Source organism: Mucilaginibacter sediminis (assembly GCF_051903035.1).
Classification (GTDB): Bacteria; Bacteroidota; Bacteroidia; order Sphingobacteriales; family Sphingobacteriaceae; genus Mucilaginibacter.
In genome coordinates this window covers 7,115,037-7,129,623 of record NZ_CP170602.1, presented here as the reverse complement: position 1 = coordinate 7,129,623, position 14,587 = coordinate 7,115,037, and the positions used below count along the sequence as shown (strand labels likewise).

General features: G+C 41.9%; 10 protein-coding genes. 4 read left to right on the top strand and 6 right to left on the bottom strand.

Features of this window, described 5'->3' with window-relative positions; translation table 11 throughout:
- Window positions 1-4: 4 nt before the first annotated feature.
- Window positions 5-3,178 carry a SusC/RagA family TonB-linked outer membrane protein gene (locus ACFGVS_RS29830; RefSeq protein ID WP_439696741.1) on the bottom strand — a complete coding sequence of 1,058 codons (3,174 nt, stop codon included), beginning with the start codon at window positions 3,176-3,178 and terminating at the stop codon, window positions 5-7.
- Between the two features lie 927 nt (window positions 3,179-4,105).
- On the bottom strand, window positions 4,106-6,412 hold the full coding sequence (gene bglX / locus ACFGVS_RS29825; RefSeq protein ID WP_439696740.1) for a beta-glucosidase BglX: 2,307 nt from the start codon (window positions 6,410-6,412) through the stop codon (window positions 4,106-4,108).
- Between the two features lie 198 nt (window positions 6,413-6,610).
- Between bglX and ACFGVS_RS29820 the strand changes: the two genes are divergently transcribed.
- Together ACFGVS_RS29820 and ACFGVS_RS29815 are read left to right on the top strand one after the other, a co-directional pair.
- Window positions 6,611-7,372 carry an NUDIX hydrolase gene (locus ACFGVS_RS29820; protein WP_439696739.1) on the top strand — a complete coding sequence of 254 codons (762 nt, stop codon included), beginning with the start codon at window positions 6,611-6,613 and terminating at the stop codon, window positions 7,370-7,372.
- A gap of 26 nt (window positions 7,373-7,398) precedes the next feature.
- Window positions 7,399-8,043, top strand: a complete 645-nt coding sequence (locus tag ACFGVS_RS29815) for a hypothetical protein (protein WP_439696738.1) — start codon at window positions 7,399-7,401, stop codon at window positions 8,041-8,043.
- 12 nt (window positions 8,044-8,055) lie between these two features.
- Here the strand turns inward: ACFGVS_RS29815 and ACFGVS_RS29810 are convergent, their stop codons facing one another.
- Complete coding sequence (locus tag ACFGVS_RS29810; protein ID WP_090645531.1) at window positions 8,056-8,292, bottom strand: hypothetical protein; 237 nt, start codon at window positions 8,290-8,292, stop codon at window positions 8,056-8,058.
- A gap of 140 nt (window positions 8,293-8,432) precedes the next feature.
- Between ACFGVS_RS29810 and ACFGVS_RS29805 the strand changes: the two genes are divergently transcribed.
- Together ACFGVS_RS29805 and nhaA are read left to right on the top strand one after the other, a co-directional pair.
- Window positions 8,433-10,301, top strand: coding sequence for a M1 family metallopeptidase (locus ACFGVS_RS29805; RefSeq protein WP_439696737.1), 1,869 nt, complete (start codon window positions 8,433-8,435; stop codon window positions 10,299-10,301).
- Between the two features lie 209 nt (window positions 10,302-10,510).
- On the top strand, window positions 10,511-11,809 hold the full coding sequence (gene nhaA / locus ACFGVS_RS29800) for a Na+/H+ antiporter NhaA (protein ID WP_439696736.1): 1,299 nt from the start codon (window positions 10,511-10,513) through the stop codon (window positions 11,807-11,809).
- A gap of 88 nt (window positions 11,810-11,897) precedes the next feature.
- Here the strand turns inward: nhaA and ACFGVS_RS29795 are convergent, their stop codons facing one another.
- From ACFGVS_RS29795 to ACFGVS_RS29785, 3 genes are all read right to left on the bottom strand, one after another.
- Window positions 11,898-12,107 carry a hypothetical protein gene (locus ACFGVS_RS29795; protein WP_439696735.1) on the bottom strand — a complete coding sequence of 70 codons (210 nt, stop codon included), beginning with the start codon at window positions 12,105-12,107 and terminating at the stop codon, window positions 11,898-11,900.
- Window positions 12,107-13,003 (bottom strand): Rpn family recombination-promoting nuclease/putative transposase, encoded by an 897-nt coding sequence (locus ACFGVS_RS29790; protein WP_439696734.1) that lies wholly within the window; start codon window positions 13,001-13,003, stop codon window positions 12,107-12,109. Before ACFGVS_RS29790 ends, ACFGVS_RS29795 begins: the two co-directional genes overlap by 1 nt.
- Window positions 13,004-13,224: 221 nt before the next feature.
- Window positions 13,225-14,502 carry a glycoside hydrolase family 27 protein gene (locus ACFGVS_RS29785; RefSeq protein WP_439696733.1) on the bottom strand — a complete coding sequence of 426 codons (1,278 nt, stop codon included), beginning with the start codon at window positions 14,500-14,502 and terminating at the stop codon, window positions 13,225-13,227.
- Between the last annotated feature and the right edge of the window lie 85 nt (window positions 14,503-14,587).

Sequence of the window (14,587 nt, the reverse complement as noted above, 5' to 3'; positions counted from 1 at the left end):
ATTGTTAAAACGTAGCCTGTACACCTAATAGATAAGTTTTTTGATTGGCTGGATAGTTACCAAAATCAATTCCGAAGTTGGTGTTATTATTCAAGTCAGATGGCTGAATTTCAGGATCTAAACCTTTGTATTTTGTTATAGTGAATAAGTTACCACCTTGTAAATAGATACGGAATCTTGAGATACCTAATTGTTTAACCTGCGAATTTGGAATGCTGTAACCCAATGTTAAGGTTTTCAGTCTAAGATACGAACCACTTTCCATATAATAAGAGTTAAACACACCTGTATTACTAAAATTAGCCGTAGTACTTAATTTAGGTATGGAAGCACCAAGGTTAGAAGGTGTCCATGAGTTGGCTAAGATTCCTTTTGAAACGTTACCTTTAAACACTTGTGGAAAATCTGTCCAATATTTTACATAGTTAATGTTATCATTACCTTTTGAACCATAAAAGAACGCATTAAAATCAAAGTTTTTGAAATTGGCGTTAACTGTTAGGCCATAAGTAAAATCTGGGTTAGGGTTGCCAAAGAAAGTCCTATCTGCATCGCTGATCTTACCATCGCCGTTAACGTCCTTATAGTGGAAAAAACCAGGTTCAGCACCGCTCTGTCCGGCTGCCTTTAAAGCATCTGCTTCGGCCTGGTCTTTTATTAAGCCGGTTACCACATATCCAAAGAACGCACCTTGGGCCTGACCTGGCTGTAGCCTGGTGAACGAACCAATACGGGTTGAACCGGCACTTGGCTCGTCATAATATTTTTTACCACTTGGCAGGCTGATAACTTTATTTTTATATGAAGTTATGTTACCTGTTATATCAAACTTAAAGTCGGCACCAACATTACCGTGGTAGGTAAAATTAAAGTCGAATCCTTTGTTGCTAATGTTACCACCGTTAACAAATGCAGGATTTGCACCACCTTGGGCATCTAAAAGATCAGGTTTGAAAAGTAGTCCTTTTATATCTTTTTTGTACAACTCAAAACCTATTTCTAATTTATTGTTCAAAAAGGTTGCATCAAAACCCACGTTAGTAACAACATCTTGTTCCCATGAAGTCAAAGTGTTACCAATTTGAGAACGGTAAATACCTAATTGCGCACTGCTGCCTGTTCCGCTAATGTCATAATATGAATTTGTTGGACCTGCTGCAAATAGGTTGGTAGCGTTTGTTATACCAATATTACTGATAGAACCTAACTTACCCCAACCGCCACGAATTTTTAAATCATTTAACCAACTGATATCCTTCATGAACGACTCTTGCGAAATCCTCCAACCACCGGTTACAGAAGGGAACACGCCGAAACGATGCGCGGCAGAAAAAACTGATGCACCATCCCGACGGATTGTAGCACTTAACAGGTAGCGATCATTGTAAGAATAATCTAATTTACCAAACTGCGAGTAAAGCGACCTATAGTAAATATTGATATTTTTATTGCTCTGGGTGTTAGGCGCACCTGTATCCAAATCAACGTAATCCGGAGATGTTGAAACTGTGTAATTTGCCCTGCCTGCTTCCAAACCGCGGTTGTTCATTTTGTTTGCCTCGATACCACCTAATAACTTGATATCATGCTTACCAAACCTTTGGTTGTAAGTTATAGTGTTAGTCCAAAGATATTGGCTGTTATAACCGGAACCTTCCGTATAGGTGTTGGGGTTGGTGTTACCTTCTGCATTTTCAACAGAAGTTGGATTAAAGAAATGGTAGTAATAATTATCAAAAGTACCACCGAAGCTAGTACGAGCTGTAAAATGTTTCAGGAAATCAACTTCTGCAAATACGTTGCCTGCCATTTGCCAATCATTACCAAGATTGGATTTTGCACGTGTCCTTATAGCAACGGGGTTTGAAGAGTTACTTAAACCTGCTGATTTTGTTCCTGCAAAATTGCCCATGATGTCATAAACCGGGATAACGGGTGGCTGGCGATAAGTATAAGATATAGCGTTACCCTCGTTTAGGTTACCTACTGTAGGGTTGCTCTTATAAAACATGTAAGCATTTTCACCCACACGAATATGATCGCCAACGGCGAAATTAGTGTTTACGCGCAATGCGTAACGTTTTAAATAAGTGTTAAGCAATGTACCTTGCTCGTTCAAATAATTTGCCGACATTAAGTAGCTTGATTTTTCGCTACCACCGCTTGCAGTGATGTTATGAAAAGTTCTTGGGGCTGATTTAAACACTTCATGAAACCAATCGGTACCTGTTTTATTTGTTTTAGTGATTTGGTTACTATTAATGTTATAAGTTGAAGGTGCAGTATTTGGGTCACCTTCATTGGCTGCTGTCGGGGTAATATAATCTTTCAATATCGCACCGCCGGTACCTGGATATTGTACGCTACCTACTGATCTTTGGAGCGCATCGGCATATTCCTGGCTACCAGCTAAATTGAAACCATCTTTTAACGGTTTTTGGCTACCATAATAAGCATCATAGGTAATGGTTGCCTTACCTGCTTTACCTTTTTTGGTGGTGATTACAACTACACCATTTGAACCTTGAACACCGTATATAGCAGCTGAACCGGCATCCTTTAATACCTGAATTGATTCGATGTCGTTAGCATTAACGTCATTGAAGTTTCCTTGTACACCGTCTATTACGTAAAGTGGATTTGTGTTACCAATTGATGTAATACCGCGTACACGCACAGCACTACCGGAACCGGGTTGTCCGCTGTTAACAACAGTAACACCTGCCGCCTGACCTTGCAATAACGCTGCTGCCTGGCCGCCTGGTACCGTTTTTAAGTTGGCAACGTTAACAACAGCAACCGAACCGGTGATGTCTTTTTTACGTTGCGAACCGTAACCTGTTACCACCACCTCATTCAGTGCATTGCTGCCTGCAACAAGTGTAACAGTGATGTTGGTACTTGCACCAATTTTAACTTCCTGGCTTTGATAGCCAATGTACGATACCACGAGCGTTTGGCCCGGGCTTAATGTAAGGGTGAATTCACCGTTAACATCAGTTACTGCGCCTGTAGTAGATCCCTGGATGCGTACCGACGCTCCAATGATCGGTAATTTGTCATCGCTGCCGATAACTTTACCTTTGTACTTTGTTTGGGCTGTAACTACCAATGAAGAAACCAGGCAGCATAATAGCACGCCAAGCATTCTTCCTTTTAGGAGTAAACTTTTAAACATGAGATTGAGATTTAGTTGATTAATATATTTGATTTAAGATCTTGGACGATTTTGGTGTTTTTTAAGTTTGCAGTTGAACTATGACATGCCTCGTCATGATTTTTTTGGTGAGAACAAAAAAATCATGAGGCTTGACAGCATAATGCTGACAGGTGAAATTTGAAGATTTTAAAATGTTGGAATGTAAAAGTCTTATCATATGTGAACTTCCTGTAACAAATTTAACTTATCCCCGTTACCCTGGTTTTACGCCTCTTAAAACTTAAGTGTACGTGAACAATGTTATAATACTATCAGAATTTGTATGGTTCCTGGCATTCCAGAAATTTATATTGGCTATGCATCTAATGTAAAGAGAGTGTATTGTTTACACAAGTGAAAAATGAAGATTTACAAATTAATTATTTATAAACCCTAAAAGACAATAAAATTACAAATTGTGAATATTTTATTAATAAATCATTAATAAAACCCCATATTATTTAAAAATTATGCAAAGGTTAAATAACCACACAACAAACAATTTGCAATTGAGGAACGCTCTAATCGCTCATCTTTAATGCAGCTGCCTTTAAACCTCCATTTTTTTTACTGTATTGATGCTATAATAATGTTACAAAAGCCGGTGAACCTTAGTGTTAAAATATCATCATGATTTAGCAAAAATGTCATTACAACATTTATTATTCTATTGGTTTTTAACTGTAATACAAACATTTATAAATAAAATAATAAGTGTTATGCCAACATTTCTTAATTTATAAACCCGTGCAAACAATGTCAAAAAAAACCTATTTATAAGCAAAAAAGCACCGCACTTTAAAACGCGCGGTGCTTTTTATATGATGGACTTAGTTATATAACCAATGAACATCGGCCATATGCTATATATTATTTAAATATAATCCATACTGAAATGTGTGGCTTTTATTTGTTCCACCAAACTGATGCTATATGGGTATCGGTTGAGTTTGTACCTATCTCAATTACAAATTTGCCTGGCTCCCAATCGTACTTCAGCTGGCTGTTATAAAACTTCAATTGCTCGGGTGTAATGGAAAAACTTACCTCTTTAGACTCGCCTGGCTGTAGGCTTATTTTCTTAAAATTTTTCAACTCTTTAACCGAGCGGCTTATACTTGCAACAGGGTCGCTAATGTATAGCTGTACAACTTCTTCGCCCGCATATTTGCCGGTATTGGTAACTGTTGCTGTTGCAGTTAGCGTTTCGTTGCCCTTGAGGGTGGTTTTGCTCAATTTAACGTCGCTGTATCCAAAAGTTGTATAGCTTAGCCCATATCCAAAAGGGTACAGCGGATCATTAGAAATATCCAGGTAATTTGATTTAAACTTAGTTGGCCCGCTGGTGTACGGACGGCCCGTGTTTTTGTGGTTATAATATATAGGTATCTGCCCTACGCTGCGCGGAAAAGTTGCTGTGAGTTTTCCGGCGGGGTTGTATTGGCCAAATAAAACATCAGCAATAGCATTGCCTGCTTCGGTGCCGGGCGCCCAAACATCCAATATAGCGCTTGCGTGCTCGTTTTCCCAGGTTAAAGTAAGCGGGCGGCCGTTAAACAGCACAATAACCATTGGCTTACCTAATTTAGACAATGCCTTCAGCATATTTTTTTGCGGCTCCGGAATATCGATATCCGACCGGCTTGATGATTCGCCCGACATACTTTGCGACTCCCCTACCACCGCCACAATCACATCCGATTTATTGGCGGCATCAATAGCTTCCGTCAAAAGTTCATCAGCAGGTTTAGGATCTATTGTAACCATTCCGGGGCCAAAATTGAGGCGTTTTATAAATTCAGTATCCTCGGTAATGTTTGATCCTTTGGCATAATTGATCGTAACCCCATCGCCAACAACATTTTTAATGCCCTGCATCACACTGATTGACTTTTGCCATTCGCCGGCTAATATCCAGGTGCCCAGCATATCGCGCTGGTTATTGGCCAGCGGGCCAACAAGCGCTATACTACCTGTTTTTTTAAGCGGCAGCGTTTGGCTATCGTTTTTTAACAATACAAACGAACGTTTGGTAATTTCCCTGGCGGCAGACAGATTCGCCTCAGACATCACATCCGTTTTTTCGCGCGTTGCATCCATTGATTTGTAGGGGTTATCAAACAAACCCAATTTATATTTGGCCTCCAACACCCGGCGGCAAGCCTGGTCAATTTCAAACTGGGTTATCTTCTTTTCCTGTAATGATTTTTTTAGCGTGGTTAAAAAGCCTTCGCCAACCATATCCATATCCAGCCCGGCTTTTAACGCCAGGGCCGATACCGTTTGCAAATTGCCAAGGCCGTGGGCTTCCATTTCGTTAACTGCAGTGTAGTCCGATACCACGAAACCTTTAAAGCCCCATTGCTTGCGCAACAAATCGGTAAGCAGCCATTGGTTACCTGTTGCGGGTACACCGTCAACGGTATTAAATGAGCTCATGAAGCTACCTGCACCCGCATCAACGGCCGCTTTGTAAGGCGGCAGGTAATCCTGGTACATTTTAATACGGCTCATATCAACGGTATTGTATTCGCGGCCGGCTTCGGCGCCGCCATATAAAGCAAAGTGTTTTACGCAGGCCATAACCGCATCGGCATTTTTCAGGCTTGCACCCTGGTAACCCTGTACCATAGCCTTTGCCACCTGCCCGCCGTACCATGGGTCTTCACCAGCACCTTCTGATATCCGGCCCCAGCGTGCATCGCGGGCGATATCAACCATGGGCGAAAACACCCAGCTTAAGCCCTCGGCGGTTGCTTCTTTTGCTGCAATATGTGCCGATTGTTTGATCAGGTCCAGGTCCCACGTTGCCGACATGCCCAACGGAATTGGAAAAATAGTGCGATGGCCATGTATAACATCCAACCCAAAAATCAACGGAATATGTAAACGGGAATTTTTAACAGCCGCTTCCTGTACTTCTTTGGTATGATCGACGCCCCAAATACCAAATACACCGCCAATAGCGCCCTTTTTTATTTTATCCTCTACACCTTTATTAACTACCGATCCTGTGGTTGGGGCACCAATGGTTACCAGGTTTAACTGGCCGATTTTTTCGTCGAGGGTCATTTTTTTCATCAAACCGCTCACAAAAACATCCATTTTGGCATCCTCGGTTTTATTTTGAGCCAACACCCGGTTAAAAGGCAATAACGCTACGCAAAGCGGAATAACCCTGGCTATAAGTTGAGTTGAAAAATATTTGTTCATTTTTTAAATTTACGTTGTAGGGATATTGATTAACCAAATTTGGACAGGTAAAAGCGCGATTAAGCCCTTACATAACCATTTAATTAAAAATCATCGCTTATAATTGGCTATAACACAACAACAAAATGATTGTGTATAAAGTACACAATTGTAATTATTATAATTAAATAATCAAAGTATTTTTGTAGAATAGCAAAAATGTTGACCAGAGAAGAACTTATTGAGTACAGCGACGAGGCCCGTAAAAACTACCTCGAGCATATTTCTATTGATTGTGTTGTTTTTGGCTTTCACGAAGGCCAGATGAAAATACTGCTGCTTAAAAACATAGGAGAAGAAAAATGGTACCTGCCAGGTGGCTTTGTGCTTAAGCGCGAACCTATTGAAATGGCTGCCAACCGCATTTTAAAAGAGCGTACCGGCCTCGACCAGATATTTTTGCAGCAATTTCACGTATTTGGCGATCCCGACAGGTCGAAAGTTCACAACGAGATGTATAGCAATATGCTGCCACCTGAAAAGAACTGGTTTTCGGGCCGTTTTTTAACAATAGGATATTATGCGCTGGTTGATTTTTTTGAGGTTAACCCGCAACATGACAAGTTTTCGGAGTTATGTACCTGGCGCGACCTGGACGACATGCCCCCATTGGAGCTTGATCATCAACTGATATTTAAAACCGCCCTTGATACGTTACGCCTTCAGCTAAATTACCAGCCCATTGGCTATAACCTGATGCCCAAAGAGTTTACCATGCCCGAGTTGCAAAAACTATATGAAACCATACTGGGTAAAAAACTGGACCGCCGCAACTTTCAGCGCCGAATTTTGGGCTTTGGCATCCTGAACCGTGCAGAACAGCCCCGTAAGGGAGGCGCCCATAAAGCGCCCTATTTATATTCGTTTGATTTGGAAGGCTACCGGCATGCGCTTACAGAGGGCTTTAAAGGCGGCTGGTAAAAACAGTTTAACATTTAATACATACCATGAAACCTAACCTGGCCATTAGCTTATGCATAATCATAAGCTTGGTATCGTGTTATAACCCTGGTAGACCGGCTCGGAATCAAGCTAAGGCTGGCGCGCCAGCAATAAAGCCTAAACAAAAACTTGATCAGGGTTCTGTCGATCGGCCCGCCCATGTATATGCCAAAGGAGATAGTTCATGTGTTGTTGTAAATAACAAAACGCTTTGCCTATCAAAAAAATATAAAATTGACTTAGCAAATACTCTCCCGCTTATCTGCCAGGTAAAAAATGGCATCATCGAACGAAGCGCCTGGTTGAATTTGGGCAACTTTACTTTAATTTCGATTGATCAGAGTACAGGTCGCGGATATACTGAATTATATGCGATAGATAATAAAACCCAAACCCTGGTAAAGGACGAAATATTTAAAAGAGATTACCTATCCGGTTTTGGAATTTTTGTTGTCAATGGCTATAACATATTTACTATGCACAAATATCTTTACAATGAAAATTATGATATGAGATCTGCAGGGTCGTTATACTCGATTAAAAACGACCGGTTTGTTTATATTAAAAGCAGGGTGCAAAAAAATGAGATTGATTTTAATGACACTGCTATCATTAATTTTTCGCAAAAGCCACTAAATAAAAAATTCTAATTTTTTTAAGTTTTACTCTGCCAAATACTCCATTTTTACCTGTACGTTCAAACTTTCGCTCATTTTGGCAAACTGGCCCGAGTTGCGCGTAAAATCAGGGTCAGTATCCATGTACATGTTGGTAATTTTCACCATTTCGGGGTGCTTATCAGTGCCTATATTATAGGTAAGGCCTTCGCCGCTCTCTAAACTTTGCTTAAGTTCCAGGTATTGCTTACCTGTTATAATGATCATTTTTTCTGCGGTCATATGGTTGTTATAATTGGTACTATTTAAACGGGCACAAATAGCTTTAAGTTATGTAATATTTATACATTAAAGCTGCTACGCCAACCTGGGTATATTCCTGTTTATTATATTTACGTCAAATATAGATATAAACTGCCTTCATGATCAACCTTAAAAAATTACTCCCGGCGGCTTTGCTCCTTGGCAGCACAATGGCATCGGCACAAATAACTTTACCCATAAATACTACCCTGCAAAAAACATATACCAAAGGCACGCGTACCAGGGGTGGCGCACCGGGTAAAAATTACTGGCAAAACACTGCCGACTATTCCATAAAAGCAAATTTTGATCCTAAGACCCTCGAAATTACCGGCACTGTTGGTATCGATTATATAAACAACAGTCCCGATACACTTAAAAAACTTGGTTTCAAGCTATATCCCAATGTGTACCAAAAAGGAGCACCTCGGGATGCAGCTATTTCGCCAAATGATGTAAGTGATGGCGTTAAAATAAAATCGATCACTTTGGATAATCAGCCTGTTGATAGTACCAAACGCCGCGTTAATGCTACCAATATGTCGTTAAGGGTTAAACCTATCAGCCCAAAACAAAAGGTGCATTTGGATATTGCTTATTCGTTCATCCTCAACAAAACCTCGCACATCCGCGGCGGGCAGGTTGATCCGGGGGCTTTCTTTATCGCTTACTTTTTTCCGCGGGTGGCTGTTTATGATGATATAGACGGATGGAACGAATTCCCGTACACCGGTTCGCAGGAGTTTTACAACGATTTTTGCCATTTTAATGCCGAGATTACCGTTCCCGGCGATTACCAGGTTTGGGCAACCGGCAACCTAAAAAATGCAGATGAAGTTTACAACCCCAAATATGTAAAACTGATTACCTCCGCAACCGGCGCCGATAAAATAACAGATATTGTTACCGAAGCTGATGTAGCCGCAGGCGATATCACCAAAAAGAATGCTACCAACACCTGGAAATTTGAAGCCGACAGCGTTACCGACCTGGCTTTTGCCACCAGCAACCATTACATTTGGAAAGCCAGCAGCCTGGTGGTTGATCCTAAAACCCAAAGGCGTACCCGCGTTGATGCGGTATTTAACCCCACACATAAGGATTATTACGCGGTAGTTGATTATGCCCGCAAAACGGTGGAAAGCATGAGCTATAAATTCCCTAAATGGCCTTACCCCTACCCGCACGAAACCGTTTTTGATGGCCTTGCCCAAATGGAATACCCCATGATGGTGAACGACAACCCATTAGAGCAAAGCGAAGATGCGATAGAATTGACCGACCATGAAATTTTCCATACCATGTTCCCGTTTTACATGGGTATAAACGAAACCAAGTATGCTTTTATGGACGAAGGCTGGGCCACCATTGGCGAATGGCTTATAAGTCCCGATATTGATTCTAAAATAACCGACCTGTATGGCATCTCTGCCGTTGAAAACTCGGCAGGCAGCGAACAGGATGTACCTATCATGACGCTTACCCCGGCGCTTACAGGCATTGCTGCCTTTACCGATAATTACCCTAAACCCGGCTTTGGTTACCTGTACGTAAAAGAAATGCTGGGCGACAAACTTTTCACCAAAGCGCTGCACAATTATATTAACCTGTGGCACGGTAAACACCCCATGCCCTATGATTTTTTTAATTGCATGAATACCGGCGCAGGCATCAACATGAACTGGTTTTGGAAAAACTGGTTCTTTGATAACGGCATTCCCGACCTGGCCATCAGCAAGGTAGCGCATGTGGCAAAAAAATATACGGTTACCGTTACCAGCATTGGTAACAAAGCTGTACCCGTGCACCTTACCATTTTTTATGCTGATGGCAGCAAACAATCAGTTGGAACAAGTATAGCAGCCTGGGCAAAGGGCAATAAAACAACAACGCTTAACTTTGCGGCCAAAGGCGCTATTAAGCAAATTACATTAGGTACTACTTACGATGTAGATTCGGATAAGAGCAATAATATCTGGAAACCGTAATTGGAGAGCAAGGGAACAAAAACCGAGAATCAGCGCTTCTCCACCGTCATTGCGAGGTACGAAGCAATCTCTTTAGGACAATTGTTGAACTTTGAGTAATTGATTTGCAAATCCGGGATTGCTTCGTTCCTCGCAATGACGAGCGTAAAAATCGATAACAACAGGTGCAGCTATCTTGACTCTCAATTCCTGATTCTAACAAAAAAACGATGCGAAAAAAACTCCCCATAGATAAAATCACCGAGCCGGCAAGTAAGTTCATACACCAGGAGCATACCAGCGGTATTGTGCTTTTTATAGGCGTTTTGACAGCTATAATATGGGTAAACTCGCCGTTTGCTCATTCGTACCATCAACTTTGGGATATTAAAGTATCATTGGGCTTTGGCGCACATGTACTTGATCATTCCCTGCACTTATGGATAAACGATGGCCTGATGGCCGTCTTTTTCTTTGTAATAGGCCTGGAGCTGAAGCGGGAATTTATGGCCGGCGAACTATCAACCATAAAAAAAGCTTCCCTGCCCATGGTAGCCGCTTTGGGCGGAATGTTAGTGCCCGCCCTGATATACTTTTTCATTAACAAAGGAGCAGCATCCGAACATGGCTGGGGCATCCCTATGGCTACAGATATCGCGTTCGCGCTGGCATTGTTATCTATTGCAGGCAAGCATATCCCATCATCGGTAAAAGTGTTTTTATCTGCTTTGGCAGTGGCCGACGATTTGGGCGCTGTACTGGTGATAGCCATTTTTTACAGCTCGCATATCGATTTTGCACCCTTAACCATTGGTGTATGCCTGTTAACCATACTGCTTATTGGCAATAAACTGGGCATTCGCAGTATTATATTTTACCTGGTGATAGGTTTTGCTGTATGGGTAGCCTTTTTGCTTTCGGGTGTGCATGCTACTATTGCAGGTGTACTGGTTGCATTTACCATTCCCGCACGCACGCGCATCAACGAAAAAAACTATGCCGAAAGCCTGCGCAAACTTTTGTTTGATTTTGAGGCGCAGATTCCTAATAACAGCACACTTACCACGCCCGAGCAACATCAGACCATCGAAAAAATAAAGAAAATGACCACAGATGCTGAAACCCCGCTGCAAAAAGTAGAGTATGGACTGCATCCCTGGGTGGCTTTTGTGGTGATGCCGCTGTTTGCACTGGCCAACGCGGGTATTATTATTGGGTCGAATTTCTTTTCGTCGTTACTAAACCCGGTAAGCCTGGGCGTGATGATTGGCCTGGTAGCAGGCAAATTCATAGGCGTACTATCGGCCACCTGGCTCATGGTAAAGTTTGGCGCGCAACTGCCTGCAAACTCCACCTGGAAACAAATAACCGGCGTAGCCCTACTGGCCGGCGTTGGTTTTACCATGTCGCTTTTTATATCAGGCCTGGCATTTAGCCATATTGAGATGGTTGACCAGGCTAAATATGGGATTTTATTAGCTTCGTTATTAGCGGGTGTTTTGGGGGTGGTTGTGTTAAAGAGATCGTAGATTTTAACCCGATTTAAGGTTTCTACAAGATTGGCACTTAATTTCCCTTATACCTCACTTGTATTTAAGCAACTATTTAGATAGCACGTTAAAGTTTTTCTATTTCTTCGATAGAAAGTTTAGTGCCTTTGGCAATGCCTTCTAAACACATACCCATTTTTTTTAATTCACGGGCGATGTCTATAGCTTTTTCAACTCTGCCTTGTGCTATACCTTTTTCTATGCCTTCTTTCACGGCATAATCCAACACATTCTTATTATCCCACTTGTATTTTAAGCTGCTATCGTACATCTTCATTAAAGCTTTTCTATTTCTTCGATAGAAAGTTTAGTGGTTTTTGCAATAAATTCGATGGCTAAGCCTTCTTTTTTGAGTTCACGTGCAATGGCTATAGCTTCTTCAAGTTTACCTTGTGCTATACCTTGTGCTATGCCTTTTTCCATGCCTTCTTTCACAGCATAATCCAACACATTCTTATTATCCCATTTGTATTTTAAGCTACTATCGTACATCTCTTTTTCCTCCTTTGTCAGACTTGTATATTCTGCAATACTGAATAATTTTTCAAATATGGGTTTTCGCAGGTAAGCCGGTATCTTATTCATTTGGCTAAGATGCTTTAAAACATACAGCCATTTGTCAAGGTCGGTTTCCAGTTCGGCCTCCGTCTTTACAAAATTAATCAATTCAATATAAGTGTAGCCTAATTTATCGTAAAATATTTCGCCAGTATGCCTGTTACACAGGCAAATATCGTGCAGATATTCATGTGCAGGGCTCGCCGCCAGCGTAAAATCTTCCAGCAAGGCCACCAGGTACACCTCCGTAAGGTTATAAGCCCATTCACTACGTTTTCCTTTGGGTGCCAGGTCGCTTATAAGTCGACTGGTATAAAACAACGCCCTTTCCTTAAAGTAGCCTTGCCTGCCCCGTTGCACTTCTATTATAAAACGCTCGCCTTTATCTCCTGTACACAGCAAATCGAATATAGCTGCACCTTCATCCCTTAAATCTCCGGGATGCTCATTCTTGTTATAAACCAAGTCGACAATATGTTTGCGTCCCCTGAACACTTCATTTAAAAAAGCGATCAGCAAATCTTTATTGGGCTCACTGCCAAATATCTTCTTAAAAGCAAAGTCAACTAATGGGTCAATATATTTCCCGGCGACAGGCGGTTTATAATCATGCATAGCCAAATATAAAGCATTGTTTTGTTATAAATAACCCTTTTAAGGTTAAAGCGTAAGCAGCATATAATCCTGTAATTTCTTAATTCGCCGTTACAACAAAATCAGCCAATGCCGGGCTAAAAACCATCACTACCTGACAACTGGTAACCTATCATAGCTATACAATATAGCAATCCTGGTTCCCATAATAATCTGGAATCTGCACATCTGATTCTGCACATCTAATTCTTCGTCAACCTCACCACAATCACACTATGTCCGACCAATGTTTGTTTAAATTCTTTTTTGGTAGTTCCCAAATCCTTATTCACCCAAATATCGTGCAGCCTGTATGATGCTTTTGCAAAATCTATATCGATATTGTTGGCTTCGTTCTTTACAGGATGATCGTTCCAGTTGTAGGTTACCTGTTTTACAGATGTCGATCTGTTTAAAAAGCAAACGGCAACCTCATTATTAGCCAGCGGCTTTGCCCAAACCTCTAAACTATCGGCCTGGTAAATGCGTGATGCGGCAATGCCCAATGCATCCTGGTCAATAGCTATGGCTGCTTTATTAGTCAGTATTGACTGTGTTTGGGGCGACATTTTGCGCAGATCGTTACCTGCCGCTAAGGGGGCAGCCAGCATACACCAAAGCGAGAAATGTGCTTTGTCCTCGTTAAAACTCATACCGTTGCCTACCTCCAGCATGTCCGGATCATTCCAGTGGTTGGGGCCGTTATATTTGGCAATGGCGGGTTGTTTATCAACTATAGACATAACACTAAGCGCTGTCCAGGTGCCATTGTGTTTGTCTTTATCAAAACTGGCGGTAATATCGCCGGTGGTACGATAAAGCTCGCCCACGCCGCCTGCCCAAAGCCATGGCTGGTGATTGCCCCATTCGCAAAGGCTAAAAGTAATTTCCCGGCCCGATGCTTTTAGCGCCTGGCTCATGGTGATATAAGCTTCGCGAGCATTCAGGCTATCGGTATTACACCAATCGTACTTTAAAAAATCGACGCCGTACGATGCATATAACCGGGCATCCTGGTATTCATGCCCGCGGCTGCCGGGGTAGCCCGCGCAGGTTTTGCTGCCTGCACAGTTGTAAATACCAAACTTAAGCCCCTTGGAGTGTACGTAATCGGCAAAGGCCTTCATTCCGTTCGGAAACTTTTTAGGGTCGGCCACCAGGTCGCCGTTTTTGTCGCGCTCCATGGTCATCCAGCCATCATCCAGTACAAAATATTTATAGCCTGCGTCGCGCATGCCCGTTGATACATAGGCATCAACCATGCCTTTCAGCAAGGGCTCGTCAATATTGGTCTGGAAAGTGTTCCAGGTATTCCAACCCATGGGGGGCGTTGGCGCCAAATTACCAGCCTTGTTTGGTGAGGCTTCTTTTGTAATGGCGACAGGTGCCGTAGCGTCTGTAGTTTGGGCTAATAAATTAGGGCAGGCGGATGCAATGATCGACGCGGTAACGAATAGTTTTTTATACCGATTAAGTTTCATAATATTAGTTCTTACTGTAATAAGATGTTGTTTTTTATATTTTGCAGGAGGCACCTACGGAGCCATACACTTTATTTTTTTTTTG